Raw genomic sequence first — 22,196 nt, 5'->3', positions numbered from 1 at the left:
TGCTCTTTGATTTTCATTGAGCTTACATTTTATAGGAGCGCATTATTTTGCTTTTGCTGCGTACTCTTCGTTACGTTTGATCATTTGTTTTCTGTACCATGCAAAGATACCGATATAGAATACAAGGAAGACTACAGCACCAAGGATTGCTTTGATATCACCAGTTGTAGTGTTACCAATCGTCCAACCAAGAAGTTTTTCGATTGGTCCTTCAAGAGTTGAGTGAGTGATCAATTGAGTTTCGCTCACACCTGCTGGGAAGGCACCTACACCTTTAGCAAGTTCTGTTGCAAATGGTGCGATAAGTGTACCTGAAAGAAGGAAGAGTGGCAACAAGAGTGTTCCGAAGATAATCATACGGAGCAATTTACCACGAGTTACAACCAAGAGAGCTGGAGTAACACCCATAGCAATGATACCTGCAAGTGGCAAGATACCATTTCCGACTTTTGAAAGAAGTACTGCTTCAACCAACATGATTGGTGCAAGTACGTTAGCACAAGCCCAAATTTCAGCACGACCAGCGATGAATGGCCAGTCAAGACCGATGTTGAATTTACGTCCTTGAAGACGTTTAGTAGCAACGTTTGTAATACCTTGTGAAAGTGGTTCTACTGCTGCGATGAACCAAGAACCGATAAGTGAGAAGAGTTCCAAAGATACACCGGCAGTCAAACCAAGAGACAACCATCCTTTAATAACCAGACGCCATTTATCTGCATCTTCAACACCTGCAATTGGATGTGGAGTTCCCATAATACCGATTACAATACCAAGAATGAAACCGATAAAGAATTTAGATCCCCAGAAACCGATTTTCTTGTTCAATTTAGCAGCATCAAAGTCATATTTATCAAGGCCTGGGAAGAATTTTTCAAAAATCTTATCCAAAACCATGATAACTGGGTTCATCATGTAGTTCATGTGAGTTGATGTCATTGGTGATGAACTTGGTGCGTTAAGAAGGTCGTCAAATGTAGGTTTCATCAAGTCAGAGTTGATAATTTTCAACACACCAACAAGTACGATAGCTGCTGTAGCAATCAAGAGTGAAATCCCTTGGCTCACACCGTTGTTGTCTGCATACCATTTAATCAAGAGACCTGTGATAGACAAATGCCAGATATCGAAGATATCGACGTCAAGTGTATCAGTTTTCTTCATAGCAAGCATCACTACGTTGACAATCAACATGATGAGCAAGAAGTAAAGTGTCCAAGCAGATCCCCAAGTGATTGTTGCAAGTGGTGCCCAACCAACGTCAGTGATACTCAATTGGATACCAGTGTTTTCAACGAATTTTGCAAGTGATGCTGAGAAAGCACCATTTAGCATACCGATGATAGCTCCGATACCAGTAAGAGCGATGGCAAGTTTGATACCACCTTCAAGCGCTTTGGAGAATTTCACTCCAAAAAGTAGAGCCAATAATGTCAAAATGATTAACATGATGACAGGTCCACCCATATCTAAGATAGGTGTGAAAAATTCTTTGATTAGGCCAAAGATTGCATCCATAACAGTTCCTCCCTTTTTTATGTTATATGAATGTTAACAAATTAAAATTAGCTTAACCCGTGTTCTTTAATAGCTGCTTCAATATTATCATATACTGGAGCACTCATAGCTGGGATACGGAATAAGATTGGTCCAGCTTCGATAACTGGAATACCTGGGTCAAAACCAAGGTCTGTCGCAGCAATTGGTGTGAAGATGTCATAACCTTTGATAAGGTCTTCGTTAACGTCTTTGACCATGACTGCATCACAGTGCACATCGTAACCACGGTTTGAAAGTTCTTCTTCAAGAGCACTTTTAATTTGGTGGCTTGAGTTAACACCTGCACCGCAGGCAGCAAGAATTTTAATCATATGGATTTCCTCCGATTTAATATTTTTAATAGACAAGATTAAGCAATTGCTTCAGCGATATAAGCATAGAGGGCTTCTGGTTCAGAAATTTTTGATAGGTCTTCAAGATGACCATTTCCAGTAAAGAAGTCCATCAACTGAGCAAGAATGTTTGTTTGACTTGAACTTGAGTTATTAATGATAAAGAAGAGCAAGGATACCTCTACTTCCTTATCTGGTGCAATCATGTTGTGGAAAGTCACCGGTTTATCTAATCGAACGACCACAACTTTTTCAGCTAGATTATGAACAATATCTGTATGAGGAATAGCCACATTCGGCAAATCCTTACCCAAAAATTCCATATCTAAGCCAGTTGGAAATGACTTTTCACGCGTGATCAAGGCTTCACGATAGGTTGGAGTCACGATTTCTAGTTCTTCCAATAAAGTCGAAACCTGATCAAAGAGATGTTCTTGATTATCCGCTTCTAAGCAAAACACAAGGTTTTTGTCAAAGAAATGATCTAATCCCATAAAGTTTTCCCTTCTTTCCATTAACTTTATGCCATAAGTATAACACTATATGAAATCGTTGTCAATAGTTTTCTGTTGATTTTTGTCTCTTTTTTTATATTTTTGTTGTGTTTATAGTTTGTTATATAAAAATAAACACACAAACAAATACTACCAGCATTTTTTCTGTTCTAATACTCAATGAAAATCAAAGAGCAAACTAGGAAGCTAGCCGCAGGTTGCTCAAAACACAGTTTTGAGATTGTAGATAATACTGACGAAGTCAGCTCAAAACATGATTTTGAGGTTGTAGATGAAACTGACGAAGTCAGCTCAAAACATGGTTTTGAGGTTGTAGATGAAACTGACGAAGTCAGCTCAAAACACTGTTTTGAGGTTGTAGATAAGACTGACGAAGTCAGTAACCATACATACGGCAAGGTGACGCTGACGTGGTTTGAAGAGAGTTTCGAAGAGTATAAAAACTAAAAAAGCAGGCCATCTAAACCTACTTTACGATTGATTCTTATATAAATTCCTATTAACAAGAAAAACAATTCTGATAACTTATTCTTCATCCATACTCAAGACGCTGAGGAAGGCTTCTTGTGGAACTTCTACTGATCCGATAGCTTTCATGCGCTTCTTACCTGCTTTTTGTTTTTCAAGGAGTTTGCGTTTACGAGAAACGTCACCACCATAACATTTAGCAAGTACGTTCTTACGAAGGGCCTTGATATCAGTACGAGCTACAATCTTGTGTCCAATTGCTGCTTGGATTGGAACCTCAAATTGTTGGCGAGGAATAATTTTCTTGAGCTTATCAACAATGAGTTTCCCACGTTCGTAGGCAAAGTCCTTGTGAACGATAAAGCTGAGGGCATCCACCTTGTCTCCATTGAGAAGGATATCCATTTTCACCAGCTTAGATGGGCGATATTCTGACAATTCGTAGTCAAAGCTAGCGTAACCACGTGTCGAAGACTTAAGCTTATCAAAGAAATCAAAGACGATTTCAGCAAGTGGAATTTGATAGATAACATTGACACGGTTATCATCGATATAATCCATAGTCACAAAATCCCCACGCTTACGCTGAGCTAATTCCATGACTGCTCCGACGAACTCCTGTGGCACCATGATTTGCGCCTTGACATAAGGTTCCTCAATGGTCGCAATTTTAGTTGGATCTGGGAACTCAGATGGGTTAGACACATCCATAGACTCACCGTCGGTCAAATTAACCTTATAAATAACAGACGGAGCTGTCATGATGAGGTCAATGTTGAACTCACGTTCCAAACGCTCTTGGATAACATCCATATGGAGAAGTCCAAGAAATCCACAACGGAAACCAAATCCAAGTGCCTGAGATGTTTCTGGTTCAAACTGAAGACTAGCATCATTCAGTTGCAATTTTTCAAGGGCTTCACGCAGGTCATTGTACTTGTTTGACTCGATAGGATAGAGACCCGCAAAGACCATAGGATTCATCTGCTTGTAACCATGTAATGGCTCTGCCGCAGGATTGGTTGCCAAAGTAACTGTATCACCCACACGAGTGTCTTGAACCGTCTTAATAGAAGCCGCAATATAACCAACGTCACCAGTCGCAAGAAAATCACGACCAACTGCTTTCGGTGTAAATATACCGACTTCGGTCACATCAAAGGTCTTGCCATTGCTCATAAGCTGAATCTTATCGCCAGGTTTGACCACTCCGTCCATAACACGAACTTGGAGAATAACCCCACGGTAGGCATCGTAAACAGAGTCGAAAATCAAGGCCTTAAGTGGCGCCGTCACATCACCTGTTGGCGCTGGCACTTTTTCTACGATTTGCTCAAGAATTTCTTCGATACCGATACCAGCCTTGGCAGAAGCCAAAACTGCTTCACTGGCATCCAAACCAATCACATCTTCAATCTCCGTACGCACTCGCTCTGGATCTGCAGCTGGCAGGTCAATTTTGTTAATGACTGGCATGATTTCCAAATCATTGTCCAAGGCCAGATAAACGTTGGCAAGGGTTTGAGCCTCAATCCCTTGGGCAGCATCGACCACCAAAATCGCCCCCTCACAGGCAGCGAGTGAACGTGAAACTTCATAAGTGAAGTCAACGTGCCCTGGTGTGTCAATCAAGTGGAAAATATAAATTTCCCCATCTTTTGCAGTGTAATTCAACTCAATGGCATTCAACTTAATGGTAATCCCACGTTCCCGTTCTAGATCCATGCTATCCAAAAGCTGGGCCTGCATTTCACGACTTGAAACGGTCTCTGTTTTTTCCAAAATGCGGTCTGCTAGAGTCGACTTTCCGTGGTCAATATGGGCGATAATAGAGAAGTTACGGATCTTCTCCTGTCGTTTTTTCAATTCTTCTAAGTTCATGATTCTCTTCCTTTCAGGGTATCTATTTATTATAAATTGTTTTTGACATTTTGACAAGACCATACCCTGCTAGGAGTACTAATCTTCAGCGACAAAGCCGTCATTTTCAATAAAGTGGTGTTCTGTCATTCCTTGGTCTGTAAAGACAATCCCATGAAGGACACCACCATAGACAGCTCCTCCGTCCATCCCAATCTTGCCATCTTCTGTAGTCCAAAGCTCAGCAGTACCACGCTCTTGCTTCAGCAAACCATAAACCGGTGTATGGCCAAAGACAATGGTTTTTCCAGTATGGTTTTCTGCTTCGTGGAATGGTTTTCTAAGCCAGACTTTCTTATAATCTGTTGTTTCATGCCAGTCGTCTAAGGTCAAATCAATACCTGCGTGCACAAAGATATACTTATCTGTCTCTACCACAAATGGCATTTGACGAATAAATTCGACTAATTCTGCCGCTTCGGTGGCAACACGCTTGGCATCTTCTACTCCATCAACTGGGGCATCCAAGGGACGACCTAGGATAGAGTTAATAGTTGTATCTCCACCATTGCGACGATAATGGTCATAACTTTCTTCTGGGTTATCGAGCCAAGTCAAAAACATATACTCGTGGTTCCCTGACAAACAGATAGCCCCTTGATTGTCCACCAAGTCCTTGACCATTTCAAGGACACGGCGACTATCTTCACCACGGTCAATCAAATCGCCTAGAAAGAGCAACTGGGTCTGACCATCCCATGTTTTGAGAAGGTCTTCCAGCATCCCAGCTTTTCCATGAACATCTCCAATTACATAATAGCCTGTCATCTTATTTCTCCCTGTTTCTCAACAATTCTCTGGCTTGCGTCAGGGCTGCTTCCGTCACATCATCACCTGCCAGCATCTTGGCAACTTCTTCCACTCGCTCTTCAACCGTCAAGAGACGAGCAGTTGAAACCGTTGAATGGTCATTACTAATCTTCTCAATAAAGAATTGATAATCCGCAATCGCAATCACTTGTGGTAAATGGGAAATAGCTAGAACCTGCCCATGCTGACCAATCTTGTGAATCTTCTGTGCAATAGCCTGAGCTACACGACCTGAAACTCCTGTATCCACCTCATCAAAGACAATACTAGTCTTACCCTCTTTACGAGAAAAGGCAGACTTAATGGCTAGCATGAGACGAGATAATTCCCCACCAGAAGCAACCCTGACCAAGGGTTTAAAGTCTTCGCCAGGGTTGGTTGAAATGTAAAACTCAACCATTTCATTGCCCTCACGACTGAATTTGCCCTTGCTAAAACGAACTTGAAACTGGGCTTTTTCCATATACAGATCCTGCAGTTCTTGTTTAATCTCAGATTCTAATTGCTGGGCCAGGTCATGACGAGCAGATGCAAGCTGAACTGCCAAGTCGACAAGATTGACTTCCAATTTTTTCAGCTCTGCTTCCATGTCCTCAGATGAAAGGTTATTTCCTGTCAAGAGATTGTATTCATCCGTAATCTTGGCAAAATAAAGCAAGACATCATCAACAGTCCCACCGTACTTACGGGTAATAGTATGAAGGAGGTCCAAACGATTCTCAACCTGCATGAGACGATTGCCGTCAAAATCAAGATTCTCGATAATAGCTTCCAGACGCTTGCTAATATCTTCTAAGACATAGTAGGTCTCAGACAGTGAGCTTGAAATTTCACGGTATTCAGGGTCGTACTCTTCAACACTTTCCATGTCATTCATGGCTGAACGAACATTGGCCAGACTTGAAAAATCTTCATTGTCCAACATGCTGTAGGCATTGGTCAGTGTATCCGCAATATTTTTATGATTGAGAAGTTTATCACGCTCTTGATTGAGAGCCAGATCTTCTCCAGCCTGCAAGTTTGCTGCCTCAATCTCTGCCATTTGAAATTCCAACATTTCGATACGTGCCTTATGTTCTTGTTGGTTTTTCTTGACTTCCAGAACCTGCTTGCGCATTTTCCGATAAGCATCAAAACTCGTCTGATAGGTTTCTTTCAATTTCCAAAAAGATGCATCGCCAAATTCATCCAGCATCTGGATATGCAGTTGGGGACGCATTAACTCTTCTTGGTCATGTTGACCATGAATATCCACAAGATGTTGTCCAATAGCACGCAAAACAGACAGATTAACCATCTGGCCATTGACACGACTAATACTCCGACCATTTTGCAAGATTTCCCGACGAATGATAATTTCATCACCCAATTCTAAACCTTGCTCATCAAAAATTTCCTGTAAAAGGCGACTATTCTCAACTGAGAAAAGCCCCTCAATCTCTGCCTTTGGCGCACCATGACGAATAACATCTGTCATCGCACGAGCTCCCAACATCATATTCATGGCATCAATGATAATTGACTTCCCTGCACCCGTTTCACCAGTCAGGACAGTCATCCCCTTTTCAAAATTGAGGGAAATAGCCTCAATAATGGCAAAGTTTTTTATCGAAATTTCAAGTAACATATAGACCTACCAATTTTTTACTTGTTCAAAGATTTCCTCAGCTAGACTTTCACTTCTGGCAATGACTAAAATCGAGCTATCATCAGCCAAACAGCTAAAAATCTTGTCCGCAAACGTCTCGGTTAACTGAGCTTTTACAAAAGCCGTATTTCCTGGAATAACTTGAAGATTGATCATCTTGTCCATCAAGTCTGCCGATTCGATATTGTCTTCAGCCAGTTGCAAACTTTTTACGATTGATTTTGGCAATTCATAGACATAGGTGTTGTCTCTCAAAGGAATTTTGACAATACCTAGCTCTTTGATATCTCGGGATACCGTTGCCTGAGTGGCAGTGATGCCAGCCTCTTTCAAATGTTCTACGATTTCTTCTTGTGTACCGATTTGATAATCTGTCACAAATCGTCTAATTTTTTCAAGTCTCTCTTTTTTATTCATTTTTAAATTGACTATGCGCCCTCTCTACTACTTCTTCAATCTCAGCAAGAACCTGATTGCTTGCTGACTCTTCTTTTTTCAAATACGCTAAAAACTCAATATTTCCATGTCCACCTTGGATGGGAGAAAAATCCAAACCAAGGACTGAAAAGCCTTCCTCTACTGCCATAGCTGTGACAGATTCAAGGACATTTTGGTGAACCTTGGCATCTCGAATAATTCCATTTTTCCCAATCTGCTCACGTCCTGCCTCAAACTGAGGCTTAACTAGAGCCACAACCTGACCTTGATCGGCCAAGACACGATGCAAGGCCGGAAGAATCAGACTGAGGGAAATGAAACTCACATCAATACTGGCAAAGATCGGTTCCTGCTCGAAATCAGTCTTTTCAGCATAGCGAAAATTGAACTGCTCCATACTGACAACTCGTGGGTCTTGGCGTAATTTCCAAGCCAATTGATTGGTACCAACATCAACTGCAAAGACCAACTCGGCACCATTCTGCAACATGACATCGGTAAAACCTCCAGTAGAAGCACCGATATCAATCGTGGTCGCTCCATCAACTGACAAATCAAATACCTGCAAGGCCTTTTCTAATTTCAAGCCACCACGGCTGACATACTTGAGTTTTTCACCCTTGAGTTTTAGCTCGGTGTCATCTGGAATTTTCTCTCCTGGCTTGTCAAACCGTTCTCCATTCAGGACTGCTACGACTAGACCAGCCATTACACCACGCTTGGCCTGCTCTCTCGTTTCAAACAAGCCCTGTTTATAAGCTAGTACATCCACTCTTTCCTTAGCCATTGATTCTCAAACTTTCTACTACTTTCACAATCGATTCTATTTCAAAGGGAACCTGCTGGGTAATTTCTTCCAATTTTGCATTTGCTTGATCCAAGGTTTGGTTACAAAAGGCAATTGCCTCTTCCAAGCCCAACAAGGCAGGATAGGTTGACTTTTCTGCCTGCAAGTCCTTTTGTGGTGTCTTACCGATTTCCTCAAAACTGGCGGTCACATCCAGTACATCATCTCGAACTTGAAAAGCAAGCCCAATCAATTCACCAACCGTTTTCAGCTTCACCTGCATCTCAGGTACCAATTCGGCTATAATAGCAGCCGCTTGAAAGGGATAGGCTAGTAATTTTCCAGTCTTATTAGCATGAATAGTCTGGAGCTCTTCCAAAGACAAATGTTGGCGTTCTCCCTCCATATCCAAAACCTGCCCTGCCACCATGCCCAGACTTCCTGAAGCAAGCGATAAGTTGGCAATCAAGTCCACCTTGATCTGACTTGGCAAATCTGCCTGCGCAATCAAGGCATAGGGATCTAGGAATAAAGCATCTCCAGCCAAAATTGCCATTGCTTCGCCAAATTTCTTATGATTGGTCAATCGTCCCCGACGGTAATCATCATCATCCATGGCAGGAAGATCATCGTGAATTAAGCTCCCTGTATGAATCATTTCCAAGGCTGCAGCCACCTGAGCATGAGCTGGTTGGATGACAACTTGCAAGGCTTCCAGAACTTCTAACAGAAGAAAAGGCCGAATACGCTTGCCACCAGCATGAATGGAATAGAGAACAGACTCTCGCAAACTAAAGGCAAACTGCTGGTCTCCATAAAAATCTTCCAAGGCTGACTCGACAAGAGCTAATTTTTCTTGCTTCTTCATTCAAAATCACTTTCTGTTCCGTCTTCTTGCATGACCTTGACCAAGGTCTTTTCAGCCTTGTCCAGCGTCGCTTGGAGCTCTTTTGACAAGACCATGCCCTTTTGAAAGGCAGTAATCGCATCTTCCAGAGCAATTTCACCATTTTCCAAACTTTGGACAATGGTTTCCAGTTCTGCTAGATTTTCCTCAAATTTCTTTTGTTTTGACATCTTTAACCTCTAATTCTACTTGACCATCTCGCATCAAAAGCGTCACTTGGTCTTTTTTCTTCAAACTCTCAACCGAATCAACTACGGACTCTTCTTTTTTGACAATAGCATAACCACGCGCCACAATTCGACTGGTATCCAACATGAGCAGGGCTTCTGAAAGTCGCTTGACCTCAGCAACCTTGGCATCATAAACCAGAGCCATTTGGCTACGGAGGAGCTTATCCAACTGACCTAGACGGTCTTGATAACGTTGGATTTTAGTAACAGGTGATAATTGAACCAGTCGATGCGTCCTTGCTTGGACTAATTGCTTGTTATCAGAAATCCGTGTTCGTAAACTTTGTTTTAAGCGCAGTTGCAGTTGATCCAAGCGTTGCATATAGCCATCATACAAACGCTCTGGCTGTCTAAAGATAACAGACTGACTGCATTTTTTCAAAGTTTCTTGTTTTTTAGATAGGACATTTCGGACTGCTGTTGCCATCCGCTTTTCCTGATTTTGCAAATGAGCTAATACATCCAACTTGGTCACAGGTGTTGCCAGTTCAGCAGCCGCTGTTGGCGTTGCAGCTCGTCGATCTGCCACAAAATCTGCCAAGGTCACATCCGTCTCATGCCCCACACTAGAAATAACTGGCAAACGAGACTCAAAAATAGCTCGTACCACAATTTCTTCGTTAAAGGCCCAGAGATCCTCGATGGAACCGCCACCACGACCAATAATCAACAAATCCAAATCGTCCCGTTGATTAGCACGCGCAATATTTCTAGCAATTTCCTCCGCAGAACCCTCACCTTGAACCTTAGTTGGATAAAGTAAGATATCGACACCTGGAAATCGCCTGCTGACGGTCGTGATAATATCTCGAATAACGGCTCCGCTACGGCTGGTTACTACACCAATTCTCTTAGAAAATTGGGGCAGAGGTTGCTTAAAGCGTTCTTGAAACAGGCCTTCTTCCGTCAATTTTTTCTTGAGTTGTTCAAACTGAATCGCGAGCGCCCCAACCCCGTCAGGCTCAGCCTTTTCAATGATGATGGAGTAGCTACCGCTCGGTTCATAGACCTGTACACGCCCAATCACATTGATCTTCATCCCTTCTTCCAGGTCGAAACCTAATTTCTGATAAATCCCAGACCAGATGGTCGCTTGAATAACTGCATGGTCATCCTTTAGGGAGAAATATTGGTGAGTAGGGCGTTTACGAAAATTGGAAACTTGACCAGTTAAATAGACCCGTTCCAAGTAAGGGTCTTTATCGAATTTCATTTTCAGATACTTGGTCAAAGTTGTTACCGATAAATACTTTTCCATCTCCACCTACTATTCATTTTCTTGCTCTTTCATGGGTATTATTATACCAAAAATATGCCTAAAAATCTCCATTTATGTACCATTATGAAGGAAAAATAAATAATAGGTTTACAACAAATATCTGACAGCTTATGGCATAAGAAAACGAGTATCTCCAATTACGGATATACTCGTTTTTTTGATATTTTAAAAGTGAACTTTTTGCCTTCTGCTTAAATCTTTTCGACAAAACCTTGATAACTATTTGTTACTTTCATCTTTACGTTTAGTAAACACAAAGAATGATGCTAAAGTTGTTAATAACCCAACCACAGTCATACTCATGTCCGACGCACTCCCCGTACGTGGCAATGTTGGTTTTTCCTCTTTTGGTGGCTCAACTAGTTTCGTTGGTGTCTCCTCTTTTGGTAGCTCAACTTGTTTTGTTGGTTTCTCCACTTTTGGCGGTTCCACTGGTTTTACTGGTATCTCCTCTTTTGGTGGTTCAACAGGTTTTACTGGTGTCTCCTCTTTTGGTGGTTCAACAGGTTTTACTGGTTTCTCCACTTTTGGTGGCTCCACTGGTCTCGTTGGTGGCGTTGGTTCTTTCAAGTCAGGCTTAACCGGTGGGGTTGGAGCTTTTGGTTCTTTCAAGTCAGGTTTCACTGGTTTTTCTTTATCGAACTTGTTTGGTTCTTTTGGAGCAACTCCTAATGGTGTTGGTTCTTTAAGTTCTGGTTGTTTTGGTTCAACTGGTTTCGTTGGTGGCGTTGGTTTTGGTGTTTCAACCAATTCTAGTTTCGGTTTCACATCAATATATTCGTCAACGATAGCCGTGTTGATTCCGAATAATTGAGTGAATGGGACGGTTGCACCAAATTCCAAATAGAAGCCATCTTCTGTCACTTTTATAACACCTGCACCTTTGTATTTGTAAGGTGATTCTTGGTTATCCCATACCGGGTTTCCACTGTTAATTTCATCTAATGTTTTATCGGCATAAAATCCATCATCATGTTTATAGACAAAAGATTCATTCAATTTGATAAATGAAGCATTATGAATAGCATACACAATTTCACGATAGGTACTAGGCCATGTATTCACATTGGATCCATATTTGTTAGTCATATAATCTTTGACTTTTTTGAAACCATCTTTTTTGTACTCTTCTTCATCTTTTACGTATGCTGTTTTCAATTCTGCTTTTTTTGTATTCCACTCTTGACGTTTGGAAGGGTCACTCAATAATCCGCCGGGTTTTGATGCTGTTTCGAGATCTACGTTATACAGTTTCTTAAATTCGTCATTTAAGTATTCGTCATAAACTCCTGATTTCCCATAGAATTCCTTAAACATATCCTTATTGTCTGCGAAATAATACGAATTGTCACTATAACCATGCCATCCTGTATTCATAGAACTCACTGCAAACATAACTGGTTTTTCTTTCGTTGGAATCACTTTCGTTCCATCTTCAAGATATAGAGTTGGTTTCATACGAACTCTTGTACTATATCCATGTTTTCTGAAATCACCATAGATTGATACTGAAATAGTTGGATCGTAGGCAGGAGAAATTTGCATTGTATCAACAGAACTACCAGTCTCTAAGACAGTGTATTCATAATCAATACGTGTGACTTTTTTCTTATCGTATGTGGTGTTCTCTAAGTTTGTGTAAGTCACGGTAAACGGTCTATCTTTTTTGGCAATGACAGGATATGTGGTGATATGTGGGTCTTTGCCGTATTCTCGATAACCTGTTACTGTTTCATCCCATCGTTTGATGATCTTATCTGTCAAATTATTTTTTGCTAATGCTTCATCTGATAATTGGTCGCTACTCAACTTTTTATGATTTAGTTTCCAAAAACTTCCGTCTTTCTGAGTATATTTCAACATTGCTAAAGCACCAGTATCACCAGTATCTTTAACTTCTATGCTGATTTTAGCATTTGGTTCTTTAACGAAAATCAAATAGTTTTTTTCTTCGCTTGCAAAACGACCTGGTTTCTTCGATTCTTCTTCGAATTTTTTCAATTTTTCGTTATATTCTGCTCTACGTTTATCGTTTTCAATTTTATCAGCAGCTTCATTAGATTTAACTTGTTTATTGTATTCTGCAAGTTTTGTATTGTATGTTGCGAGTTTAGCGTCATAATCAGCTTTGGCCATATTATAGTCAGTTTGAGCTTTGTTATAGGCCGCTTTATCTTTTTCATATTGTGCTTTTTTAGCATCCCACTCAGCTTTAAGTTTTTCGTATTCAGCTTTTACCTTGTCCGCCTCAGCTTTTTGTTTATTGTATTCCGAAAGGTCACTTTCGTATTTTGTAAGTGTCTCTTTATTTGTAGCTAACACTTTGTCATATTCAGCCTTCGCCTTATCGTACTCAGCCTTGTCCGCTTCATATTTAGCCACACTTTCATTGTAGGCTTTCAGTTCTGCTTCATATGCTTTCTTATCTAATTCATATTTTGTTGTTTCTGCCTTATACGTAGTTAAAGCCTTGCCATAACTATCAAACTCGTTTTGTTGAATGTTTGAAGATTGGTCAGAAGCTTCAACTGTATGTACCCCAAATAAGATAGCAGAAGTTAAGCATGCGCTTGCTAATCCAAATTTTACTGAGTTTTTGTTCATATTACTCACTCTTTCTTAGAACGATTTAGAGAAAACTTAGTTTCTTTTGATTATTTATATTCCAAACTTAATACATATACAATAAATTTACTTAAATCTAATTCATCTGATTATTTGCTATTTCGGGCTTCTTCCAAAATCTTTGCAATCTTGGTCGTCAACAGGTCGATAGCCACGGTATTGCTGACTCCCTCAGGAATGACTATATCAGCATAACGCTTGGTTGGTTCGATAAACTGGTGGTACATTGGTTTAACCACACCTAAATACTGGTCAATAACGCTATCAAGGCTACGGCCACGCTCCTCCATATCACGCTTGATACGACGAATAATGCGCACATCATCATCTGTATCCACAAAAATCTTGATATCCATCAAATCTCGCAGGCGCTTGTCCTCCAAGACCAAAATCCCCTCAACGATAAAGACATCTTGAGGTTCTTGACGATAGGTCTTGCTGCTTCGTGTATGCTCTGTATAGTCATAAGTCGGAATGTCCACTGGACGACCCGCCAACAATTCCTTAATCTGCTCGATCATCAAGTCTGTATCAAAGGCGAAAGGATGGTCGTAATTGGTTTTGACACGCTCTTCAAAGGTCAAATGAGACTGATCCTTGTAGTATGAATCATGCTCAATCATGGAAATCTTTTCATCAGGGAAATGCGATAAAATGGCTCTTGAAACACTGGTCTTACCACCACCAGAACCACCTGTCACTCCGATAATGATTGGTCTATTTTGCATGCTATCCTCCGTTTTTTTATCCGTCGTCTATTCTATCACATTTTTAGCAAAATTTATAGTCTGATTTTGGATAGTCTAATAAGGGAAACAACACTCCCTACACCTCAGTTAGACTAGCTAAAAACCTTCCTTGGTTTATATAGATTATCTCGTTTCTCTAGAATTGCTAGCAATTTATCTCCTTCAAAAGCAGCCAATTCTTGTTCTGTTTGTTCGAGTTCGACAAAACGACCAAAGCGTACTTCTGTAGCCTCTTCTGGACTTAGGAAAACTTTGACAAGGTCCCCCGTCCCAATCTCTAGAGGATAGAGAAAGCTCAATTGACCAGCCTCCACTTTTTCAGCAATTTCTTCCAAGGTAAGAGCGTCTTCTAGCTGTAAACCGGCTGCACTAGTACGAGTCAGATGTGACATATGAGCCGCATAACCAAGCTTCTCTCCCAAATCAACTGACAAGGTACGGATGTAAGTCCCTTTACTGCATTTTACACGAAAAGTAAAGCATGCAAGATTCCCCTCATAAGAAATCGGACTTGTTCGCTCAAATTGATAAATGGTCACCTGACGTTCTGGACGCTCCACTTCCTGACCTGCACGTGCATACTCATAGAGCTTACGACCATTGACCTTGACAGCCGAATACATAGGCGGAATCTGACTAATAGGCCCAGTCAAGCTCGCAATCGCTTCATCAACAAGCTTTTCATCCAAGTGCGATAAAACAGGTGTCTCTGCGACCACTTCCCCACTGGCATCCTCAGTCGTCGTGGAATAGCCCAGAGTAATCTCTCCCTCATAGACCTTGCCCTCGTCCTGCATAAACTCGACCATGCGTGTCGCCTTGCCAACCGCAATGGGCAAAACACCCACCACATCCGGGTCCAAGGTCCCACCATGACCAATCTTCTTGGTTCCCAAAATCTTACGCAGTTTAAAAACCGCATCATGCGAGGTCATCCCCGCTTCTTTTTTTAAGTTGATAATACCGTTCATTTTTGCTTTCTTACTCCCCCTTCAATGCTTCAAACTTCGCTTTCATGGTTGGATTTTTCCGGGTCAATTTTTTAACAGAGACATCTTCCAATTTGTTGTTAGCTAGACGGAGTTGATTTTCGGATGTGGTTAGGAACTTCTTAACCTCTTCCATGCGTTTGATGGCCTTGTCGATTTCATCAATAGCTTTGCCAAAGTTAGTCGAAGCTGAGTTGTAGTTCTTAGCAAAGGCCTGTTTAAATGCATCCAAATCTTCCTCAAAATGAGTGATGTCAATATTTTGCTCACGCACCAAAGCCAACTCCTGCTTAAATTTTAAGGAATTGAGCGCTGCATTACGTAAGAGCCCAATCAACTGGATAAAGAACTGAGGACGGACCACATACATCTTTTCATACTCATGACTGACATCGACAATACCCGTATTAAAGTAGTCATTATCGGCCTCAAGCATAGTCACCAAAACCGCATACTCACAGTTCTTCTCCCGACGGTCCTTGTCCAATTCCTTGTAAAAATCTGCATTCTTGTGCTTCTTCTCTGTTCCGTCAGCTTCATTCTTCATCTCGAACATGATGGAAATGATTTCAACACCATTTTTATCACACTCACGGAAGATAAAGTCTCCCTTAGACCCACGCGCAGAGACCTTGTTATCCTTCTCAAAGTAGGCATTTGGAAAGGCAAAACTACGGACCTTGTTAAACTCACTCTCTGCATAGTGTTCCAGACTTTCCCCAATCGCTTTTGTAGATTGTTGAGCCTTAAAATTCTTATAAAACTCGACTTGTTCACTGGCTGCTTTAAGCTGGGCTTCATAGTTTTGCTTAACTGAAGCAAGAGAAAGCTCGTTTTCTTTTTCTTGTAAAAGAAGCTGGTTTTTAACCTGATCACGTTCTTTTTCTAGGTCAGAAAGGGTCTTTTGCAGTTGATTTTCATGTTCCAAACGCAAGGTTGCCAATTGGTTTTCCAAGGCCTGTACTTCCTTGTCCTTAGCCAAGAGAGCCTGATGGCTTGTCTGTTCAACCTCTTTCTTGGCCAATTCTTTTTCTGTATCAAAGTGTTGGATCTGACTCTGTAATTGAGCAATTTCTTGGTCTTTTTGAGCTAGTTTAGACTGTTGTTCATTCATGGCCTTTTGCTCAGCCAAGGCCAGTTCCTGCTTCATCCGATCGTGCAATTCCTTATCAAACTCTGCCGTTCTCACTTGGGATAAAAGTTCAGCATACTGACTTTCATTTACTGTAAATACTTCCCCACAGTTGGGGCATTTGATTTCGTTCATATCGTTCCTCTTTCTAGATTTCTGTAACCATTATATCATGCCTAAGGGAAAATCAAAAACAGTGAGTCGAAACCCACTGTTTATCTTCTTTTTCTTTAAATTTCTTCCAAGGCCAAGCGCAAATCTTCGATCAAATCCTCTACATTTTCAAGTCCGATCGACAAGCGGATTTGGTTTGGTGTGACTCCTGCTGCTTCTAGGTCTTTTTCTGACAATTGACCATGGGTGGTTGTTGCTGGATGAACAACAAGCGATTTAGCATCTGCTACGTTTGCTAGGTCAGAAAAGATTTCTAAATGATCAATTACCTTGCGTGCTTCTGCCTCCCCACCTTTGACATGGAAGGTAAAGATGGAGCCCACACCTTTTGGCAAGTATTTCTCAGCCAAGGCATGATAAGGACTATCTGTCAATTTGGGATAGTTGACTTTTTCTACCTTAGGATGATTGACAAGAAAATCAACAATTTTCTCTGCATTTTGCACATGCCGTTCCACACGAAGTGAAAGGGTTTCAAGTCCTTGAAGCAACAAGAAAGCATTAAATGGTGACAAGGCTGCACCTGTATCACGAAGCAATTGAACACGGACAGCAATAATAAAAGCTGCTGCCCCCACATCACGAGTATAGCTCAAGTTATGATAGCTTGGATCTTCATCCACAAATTGAGGGAATTTCCCTGAAGCTGCCCAGTCAAAACGACCACTATCGACAATCACGCCACCAATAGTCGTACCATGCCCACCGATAAACTTAGTAGCTGAGTGAATAGCAATATCGACACCGTGAGAAAAAACGTTAATCAAATATGGTGTAGCAAAAGTGTTGTCCGAAACGAGTGGAATCTGGTGTCTATGCGCAATCTCAGCCAATTTTTCCAAGTCAGGAATGTTAATCAGAGGATTCCCCAAGGTTTCAATCAAGACAAGCTTGGTATTGTCATTGATAGCTGCTTCTACTTCCTCCAAATTATCCACATCGACAAAGGTTGTTGTGATCCCATAACGAGGAAGGGTTTCTTTCAAGAGATTGAAGGTCCCACCGTAAATAGTTGACGCTGCCACTACATGGTCACCAGCATGGGCAAGGGCCAAAATCGTATAAGTCACTGCAGCCATACCTGATGCTGTTGCTAGCGCTCCAACACCGCCTTCAAGAGCAGCAATTCTTTCTTCAAAGGCAGCTGTTGTAGGATTGGTGATACGAGTATAAATGTTCCCTGGTTTCCTCAAGGCAAACAGATCGGCACCTTCCTGCGTGTCATCAAAAACAAAGGATGTTGTTTGATAAATCGGCACTGCACGAGACTTAGTTGCTGGATCCACAACTTGACCAGCATGCAATTGTAAGGTTTCAAATTTAAAATCACGAGTCATAAGGCGACCTCCATATAGTTTCATTAAGGATATTGTAGCACCTTAAGTTATAGTTTACAAATATCAGTTTTCTATATTTTGATATAAGAAATAGCTATTACCTTATTTTGAAAATGAAAAAAGCACGACTCAATCGTGCTCATTTTCTTAATCTACATAAGTATCTTCGTTTTTATTGAGGAAGGCGTATGGAAGACCCATCAAGAGGCCTCCTCCGATAAAGTTTCCAATGAAGGTTACACCCCAGTGGCGAAGCATATTCCCAACACCGAAGTTAGCAATTGAATCCGCAGCAACACTGAATTTTACAATCGCGAAAGAAGCAAAGTTCGCCGCAATGTGCTCGTTTGTTAAGAATACAAACATGTAAATAGCTGACAACACAAGCCAAAGTTTGGCACCACCATCTTTGACCAAAACAAATGAAAGAATCGCAATATTTACGAAAATATTTGCCAAAATCGCCTCAAGCAAGACCAATTCATTTGAGCGGCCTAACTTCATCTCAACAACACCTGAAATGAAACTATCGTGTGTCAGATTCGCATAGGCTGCCGAATGAGCAAAGCCCCACCCTGCTATTAAAGCTCCGATAAGGTTGAACAAGGTACAGTATAGTAAAATCTCAGCTGTTTTTCTCCAAGAAATTTTTTTCAAGAAACTACCAGCAGTCAAGAACATCATGTTTGATGTTACCAACTCGGCATTCAAGAAAACAATGTAGGCCAAGCCCCAAGCAAAGACAAATGGGAAGAGGAAACGTCCACTACCTGGTGCGATTTTATTAATCAAGTCAGCCCCAACTGCACCAGCAGCAGTACTGAAGGTTAAAAATGCACCTGCGAACATAGAACGAATAGCATACTTAAATTTGCTTTGACTATAAAGACTTTCTTTCTTCTTGCAAGCAAATTCAATCTTTGAGATAAATTCTGAAGAAACCATAATAAACTCCTAAATCTTTTTTCTTGATAATTATATCACAAACTTTAGATTTTAGGAAGCGTTTTCCGCATTTCATAAAAGTTTATTTTTATGAAAATCTTAAAAAAATCAGTGAAATTCTGGATTTCACTGATTTGTATTAATAAAATTGTTTATATGGTTGATTGAAAGCTGTTAGGATTTCATCAGATGTTTGTGAATAATCTTTTGTTTCTTTCAAATCACCTTTTACAATAATACGTTCTGTAGCAGCAAGGTCTTCACAGGTTACTAATGTGATTTCATTGACCCCATCTCTATCATCAACCTCATCAACACGATCCGGTGTCACACGTTTGACTTCTCGTATTTCATAAGTATAAACTTTATTTTTATCGGTTAGATAAATCTTCATACCATTTTTAGCATTATCTAAAGGAGAAAATAACATTTTATTAGCATTATCAACACCAAAGATATGGTGACTAGCTAGACTATAATTTCCTTCTCCCATTACTTGCTCGCGTTTCATTGTACCAGCGCCGTAGAAGAGATTAACATTATCAAGTCCTTTAAAAATCGGCAAATTCATTTCCAATTCAGGAATTGCAATTCCCCCAATAACTGGTAATTTTTGAGCATCCCATTGAGATGCCAGAACAGCTTCCGAAGAGATCGCTTTGACCGAATCAAAATCAAAATTTCCTTCTGTATCCTGATTTTCTTCTATTTTTTCTTTTGATACCTGACTAACTTGATACTTATTGGTATTCCAGACCATGAAAATATTTCGAATTTGCGCATTAAAAATCAAAGCCAGTGACAGTAATATCAGAAATCCTGCTAGGATATTTGTCAGCAGATTTTTTCGTTTGTTTTTCTTTTTATTATTTTTTTGAGACATTATGCTTCACCTTCTGTTTCATTTTCTGTCCCAACTTCTTCTTTTTCTGCCGCTGCAACCGTTGTGAAGGTCACTATCTGAGCATCTTGATCCAGGCGCATTACTTTAACTCCCATAGTTGCGCGTCCTGTTTGTGAAATATTGGCAAGATTGGTTCGAATCATGACACCTGTATCAGTGATAATCATCACATCCTCATCCCCTTGAACAGTCATAAGACCGGCCAGCAATCCATTTTTTTCGGTAATTTTAGCTGTCTGCATTCCCTTACCACCACGACCTTTTGTTGGGTATTCAGTAGCGACTGTACGCTTACCATATCCTTTTTCTGTGATAATAAGAACCTCATCTTGATCAGTAATCAAGCTGGCACCAACAACTGTGTCTCCTTCACGAAGGTTAACACCTTTCACACCAGTGGCGATACGGCTCATACCACGAACGGCTGATTGATTAAAGCGAACTGCATATCCAAACTTGGTACCAATGATAATATCCGTATCTTCTTCCGTCAACAAGACATTGATTAACTCATCTTCATCCTTGAGGTTCAAAGCCTTGAGACCATTCTGGCGAATGTTAGCAAATTCCTTAACACTGGTTCTCTTCACAATACCGTGACGGGTTGTAAAGAAGAGGTAAGCATCATCACTACGTTCAGACTCAACATTGATAATAGTCTGAATACTTTCACCTTCGTCCAATTTCAAGAGATTGACTACTGGTAGCCCTTTGGCCGTCCGACCATACTCAGGAATTTCATAACCTTTCAGGCGATAGACACGTCCTTTATTTGTAAAGAAGAGTAAATGATCATGAGTGCTAGTTGACACTAACTCACGAACAAAATCGTCATCCTTAACGCCTGTTCCTTGAACACCGCGGCCACCACGTTTTTGAGCAGTAAACTCAGCTTGATCCAGACGTTTAATGTATCCCTTGTTAGAAAGCGTAATTAAGACATCCGATTCTTCAATCAAATCTTCATCTTCAAGACTCAAGACTTCACCGACCATCAACTCTGTACGGCGTTTATCGGAAAATTTACGTTTAACTTCATCCAATTCGTCTTTTATAATTTGAGAAACACGTTCTGGCTTAGCAAGAATATCCGCCAAATCCGCAATCAGAGCCAAGAGGTCATCATACTCAGACTGAATCTTATCGCGTTCCAAACCTGTCAAACGACGAAGACGCATATCAAGGATGGCCTGACTTTGACGTTCAGAAAGCTTAAACTTACTCATCAACTCTGCTTGTGCTTCCGCATCCGTTTCACTAGCACGGATGATACGAATCACTTCATCGATATGGTCTAGCGCAATTAAGAGACCTTCTAAGATATGAGCGCGTGCTTCCGCTTTTTCCTTATCAAAACGGGTACGACGAACAACTACTTCTTTTTGGTGCTCGATATAAGCATCCAAAATCTGACGAAGGGATAAAATCTTCGGTACACCATTTTGAATCGCCAACATATTGAAACCAAAGTTGGTTTGCATTTGGGTCATCTTAAAGAGGTTATTGAGGATAACATTGGCTGAGGCATCGCGCTTGACTTCAATAACAAATCGAACACCTTCACGGTTTGATTCATCACGTACTGCTGTAATCCCCTCAATGCGTTTTTCCTGAACCAAGCGAACAATATGCTCATGCACCTTGGTTTTATTGACCATATAAGGAAATTCTGTTACAACAATACGCTCACGGCCAGTCTTAGTTTCTTCGATTTCAGTACGAGAACGAAGAACAATAGAACCTTTACCTGTTTCATAAGCCTTATGAATGCCTGATTTCCCCATGACAAGGGCACCAGTTGGAAAATCTGGACCAGGTAAGACTTCCATCAAGTCCTTGGTAGTCACTTCAGGATTGTCCATGACCAACTTCACTGCATCAATGGTTTCACCCAGATTATGAGGTGGAATATTGGTTGCCATCCCAACCGCGATACCAGTTGCTCCATTAACTAAAAGGTTTGGAAAACGTGCTGGCAAGACCAAGGGTTCCCGTTCATTGGCATCATAGTTATCAACGAAATCAACTGTATTTTTGTTGATATCACGAAGCATTTCCAGAGCAATCTTGCTCATACGTGCCTCAGTATAACGCTGGGCGGCAGCACCATCTCCATCCATGGAACCAAAGTTTCCATGCCCATCTACAAGCATGTAACGGTAGCTCCACCATTGAGCCATACGGACCATGGCTTCATAAATAGAGGAATCCCCGTGTGGGTGATATTTACCCATGACATCCCCTGTAATACGAGCAGATTTTTTATGAGGTTTGTCTGGAGTAACACCCAATTCATTCATTCCGTAGAGAATGCGACGGTGAACAGGTTTCAAGCCATCTCGAACATCAGGAAGAGCCCGGGCTACGATAACACTCATGGCGTAATCGATAAAGCTCGTCTTCATCTCCTTTGTCAGATTGACATTCACTAAATTTTTATCCTGCAT

General features: G+C 41.0%; 20 protein-coding genes. 1 reads left to right on the top strand and 19 read right to left on the bottom strand.

Annotated elements, in window-relative coordinates; all coding sequences use genetic code 11:
* Positions 1–42: 42 nt before the first annotated feature.
* Genes HW098_RS02380 through HW098_RS02370 form a run of 3 tightly spaced genes read right to left on the bottom strand, consistent with a single transcriptional unit; the run spans position 43 to position 2,386 of the window.
* On the bottom strand, positions 43–1,518 hold the full coding sequence (locus tag HW098_RS02380) for a PTS galactitol transporter subunit IIC (RefSeq protein WP_176139169.1): 1,476 nt from the start codon (positions 1,516–1,518) through the stop codon (positions 43–45).
* Positions 1,519–1,565: 47 nt separating this feature from the next.
* The gene (locus tag HW098_RS02375) at positions 1,566–1,871 is read right to left on the bottom strand and encodes a PTS sugar transporter subunit IIB (protein ID WP_000590550.1); all 306 of its coding nucleotides are present in this window, start codon (positions 1,869–1,871) and stop codon (positions 1,566–1,568) included.
* Positions 1,872–1,909: 38 nt separating this feature from the next.
* A complete protein-coding gene (locus tag HW098_RS02370) occupies positions 1,910–2,386 on the bottom strand; it encodes a PTS sugar transporter subunit IIA (RefSeq protein WP_176139168.1) in 477 nt (158 codons plus the stop codon).
* 180 nt (positions 2,387–2,566) lie between these two features.
* Between HW098_RS02370 and HW098_RS10430 the strand changes: the two genes are divergently transcribed.
* Positions 2,567–2,854, top strand: a complete 288-nt coding sequence (locus HW098_RS10430) for a hypothetical protein (RefSeq protein ID WP_240149445.1) — start codon at positions 2,567–2,569, stop codon at positions 2,852–2,854.
* Between the two features lie 78 nt (positions 2,855–2,932).
* Here HW098_RS10430 and lepA read toward each other — a convergent pair whose 3' ends face one another.
* From lepA to gyrA, 16 genes are all read right to left on the bottom strand, one after another.
* A complete protein-coding gene (gene lepA, locus HW098_RS02360) occupies positions 2,933–4,756 on the bottom strand; it encodes a translation elongation factor 4 (protein ID WP_176139167.1) in 1,824 nt (607 codons plus the stop codon).
* A 78-nt stretch (positions 4,757–4,834) separates the two neighbouring features.
* Positions 4,835–5,563: a metallophosphoesterase family protein gene (locus HW098_RS02355; protein WP_176139166.1), complete on the bottom strand. Its 729-nt coding sequence runs from the start codon at positions 5,561–5,563 to the stop codon at positions 4,835–4,837.
* 1 nt (position 5,564) lies between these two features.
* A complete protein-coding gene (recN, locus tag HW098_RS02350) occupies positions 5,565–7,232 on the bottom strand; it encodes a DNA repair protein RecN (RefSeq protein ID WP_176139165.1) in 1,668 nt (555 codons plus the stop codon).
* Between the two features lie 6 nt (positions 7,233–7,238).
* On the bottom strand, positions 7,239–7,670 hold the full coding sequence (locus tag HW098_RS02345; protein ID WP_101781983.1) for an arginine repressor: 432 nt from the start codon (positions 7,668–7,670) through the stop codon (positions 7,239–7,241).
* Positions 7,663–8,478, bottom strand: a complete 816-nt coding sequence (locus tag HW098_RS02340; protein WP_176139164.1) for a TlyA family RNA methyltransferase — start codon at positions 8,476–8,478, stop codon at positions 7,663–7,665. Before HW098_RS02340 ends, HW098_RS02345 begins: the two co-directional genes overlap by 8 nt.
* Complete coding sequence (locus tag HW098_RS02335) at positions 8,471–9,346, bottom strand: polyprenyl synthetase family protein (RefSeq protein WP_176139163.1); 876 nt, start codon at positions 9,344–9,346, stop codon at positions 8,471–8,473. Before HW098_RS02335 ends, HW098_RS02340 begins: the two co-directional genes overlap by 8 nt.
* Positions 9,343–9,555 carry an exodeoxyribonuclease VII small subunit gene (locus tag HW098_RS02330; RefSeq protein WP_000043230.1) on the bottom strand — a complete coding sequence of 71 codons (213 nt, stop codon included), beginning with the start codon at positions 9,553–9,555 and terminating at the stop codon, positions 9,343–9,345. The genes HW098_RS02335 and HW098_RS02330 overlap by 4 nt, the downstream gene beginning before the upstream one ends.
* Positions 9,533–10,873 carry an exodeoxyribonuclease VII large subunit gene (xseA, locus tag HW098_RS02325; protein WP_176139162.1) on the bottom strand — a complete coding sequence of 447 codons (1,341 nt, stop codon included), beginning with the start codon at positions 10,871–10,873 and terminating at the stop codon, positions 9,533–9,535. The genes HW098_RS02330 and xseA overlap by 23 nt, the downstream gene beginning before the upstream one ends.
* Before the next feature lie 240 nt (positions 10,874–11,113).
* Positions 11,114–13,498, bottom strand: coding sequence for a GbpC/Spa domain-containing protein (locus HW098_RS02320; RefSeq protein WP_176139161.1), 2,385 nt, complete (start codon positions 13,496–13,498; stop codon positions 11,114–11,116).
* A 110-nt stretch (positions 13,499–13,608) separates the two neighbouring features.
* On the bottom strand, positions 13,609–14,247 hold the full coding sequence (gene udk, locus HW098_RS02315) for a uridine kinase (RefSeq protein WP_001181376.1): 639 nt from the start codon (positions 14,245–14,247) through the stop codon (positions 13,609–13,611).
* 113 nt (positions 14,248–14,360) lie between these two features.
* Complete coding sequence (gene truB / locus HW098_RS02310; protein ID WP_176139160.1) at positions 14,361–15,239, bottom strand: tRNA pseudouridine(55) synthase TruB; 879 nt, start codon at positions 15,237–15,239, stop codon at positions 14,361–14,363.
* 10 nt (positions 15,240–15,249) lie between these two features.
* Positions 15,250–16,524 (bottom strand): DUF2130 domain-containing protein, encoded by a 1,275-nt coding sequence (locus HW098_RS02305; RefSeq protein WP_176139159.1) that lies wholly within the window; start codon positions 16,522–16,524, stop codon positions 15,250–15,252.
* Between the two features lie 95 nt (positions 16,525–16,619).
* Positions 16,620–17,900: an O-acetylhomoserine aminocarboxypropyltransferase/cysteine synthase family protein gene (locus HW098_RS02300; protein WP_176139251.1), complete on the bottom strand. Its 1,281-nt coding sequence runs from the start codon at positions 17,898–17,900 to the stop codon at positions 16,620–16,622.
* A gap of 147 nt (positions 17,901–18,047) precedes the next feature.
* Positions 18,048–18,845: a formate/nitrite transporter family protein gene (locus HW098_RS02295; protein ID WP_050090939.1), complete on the bottom strand. Its 798-nt coding sequence runs from the start codon at positions 18,843–18,845 to the stop codon at positions 18,048–18,050.
* A 139-nt stretch (positions 18,846–18,984) separates the two neighbouring features.
* A complete protein-coding gene (gene srtA / locus HW098_RS02290; RefSeq protein WP_050261547.1) occupies positions 18,985–19,728 on the bottom strand; it encodes a sortase SrtA in 744 nt (247 codons plus the stop codon).
* Positions 19,728–22,196: a DNA gyrase subunit A gene (gene gyrA / locus HW098_RS02285; protein ID WP_176139158.1), complete on the bottom strand. Its 2,469-nt coding sequence runs from the start codon at positions 22,194–22,196 to the stop codon at positions 19,728–19,730. Before gyrA ends, srtA begins: the two co-directional genes overlap by 1 nt.

Source organism: Streptococcus sp. 1453, from assembly GCF_013276955.1.
Lineage (GTDB): Bacteria > Bacillota > Bacilli > Lactobacillales > Streptococcaceae > Streptococcus.
The sequence above is the reverse complement of the archived record's forward strand: the minus strand, read 5'-3'. Positions and strand labels throughout refer to the sequence as shown.

Excerpts from the sequence above, each read along its gene's own strand:
- HW098_RS02320 (WP_176139161.1), bottom strand. The coding sequence starts at position 13,498 with ATGAACAAAAACTCAGTAAAATTTGGATTAGCAAGCGCATGCTTAACT.
- HW098_RS02370 (WP_176139168.1), bottom strand. The coding sequence starts at position 2,386 with ATGGGATTAGATCATTTCTTTGACAAAAACCTTGTGTTTTGCTTAGAA.
- xseA (WP_176139162.1), bottom strand. The coding sequence starts at position 10,873 with ATGGAAAAGTATTTATCGGTAACAACTTTGACCAAGTATCTGAAAATG.
- truB (WP_176139160.1), bottom strand. The coding sequence starts at position 15,239 with ATGAACGGTATTATCAACTTAAAAAAAGAAGCGGGGATGACCTCGCAT.
- HW098_RS10430 (WP_240149445.1), top strand. The coding sequence starts at position 2,567 with ATGAAAATCAAAGAGCAAACTAGGAAGCTAGCCGCAGGTTGCTCAAAA.
- udk (WP_001181376.1), bottom strand. The coding sequence starts at position 14,247 with ATGCAAAATAGACCAATCATTATCGGAGTGACAGGTGGTTCTGGTGGT.
- HW098_RS02345 (WP_101781983.1), bottom strand. The coding sequence starts at position 7,670 with ATGAATAAAAAAGAGAGACTTGAAAAAATTAGACGATTTGTGACAGAT.
- lepA (WP_176139167.1), bottom strand. The coding sequence starts at position 4,756 with ATGAACTTAGAAGAATTGAAAAAACGACAGGAGAAGATCCGTAACTTC.
- HW098_RS02380 (WP_176139169.1), bottom strand. The coding sequence starts at position 1,518 with ATGGATGCAATCTTTGGCCTAATCAAAGAATTTTTCACACCTATCTTA.
- HW098_RS02295 (WP_050090939.1), bottom strand. The coding sequence starts at position 18,845 with ATGGTTTCTTCAGAATTTATCTCAAAGATTGAATTTGCTTGCAAGAAG.
- HW098_RS02300 (WP_176139251.1), bottom strand. The coding sequence starts at position 17,900 with ATGACTCGTGATTTTAAATTTGAAACCTTACAATTGCATGCTGGTCAA.
- HW098_RS02375 (WP_000590550.1), bottom strand. The coding sequence starts at position 1,871 with ATGATTAAAATTCTTGCTGCCTGCGGTGCAGGTGTTAACTCAAGCCAC.
- recN (WP_176139165.1), bottom strand. The coding sequence starts at position 7,232 with ATGTTACTTGAAATTTCGATAAAAAACTTTGCCATTATTGAGGCTATT.
- gyrA (WP_176139158.1), bottom strand. The coding sequence starts at position 22,196 with ATGCAGGATAAAAATTTAGTGAATGTCAATCTGACAAAGGAGATGAAG.
- HW098_RS02340 (WP_176139164.1), bottom strand. The coding sequence starts at position 8,478 with ATGGCTAAGGAAAGAGTGGATGTACTAGCTTATAAACAGGGCTTGTTT.
- HW098_RS02335 (WP_176139163.1), bottom strand. The coding sequence starts at position 9,346 with ATGAAGAAGCAAGAAAAATTAGCTCTTGTCGAGTCAGCCTTGGAAGAT.
- HW098_RS02355 (WP_176139166.1), bottom strand. The coding sequence starts at position 5,563 with ATGACAGGCTATTATGTAATTGGAGATGTTCATGGAAAAGCTGGGATG.
- srtA (WP_050261547.1), bottom strand. The coding sequence starts at position 19,728 with ATGTCTCAAAAAAATAATAAAAAGAAAAACAAACGAAAAAATCTGCTG.
- HW098_RS02305 (WP_176139159.1), bottom strand. The coding sequence starts at position 16,524 with ATGAACGAAATCAAATGCCCCAACTGTGGGGAAGTATTTACAGTAAAT.
- HW098_RS02330 (WP_000043230.1), bottom strand. The coding sequence starts at position 9,555 with ATGTCAAAACAAAAGAAATTTGAGGAAAATCTAGCAGAACTGGAAACC.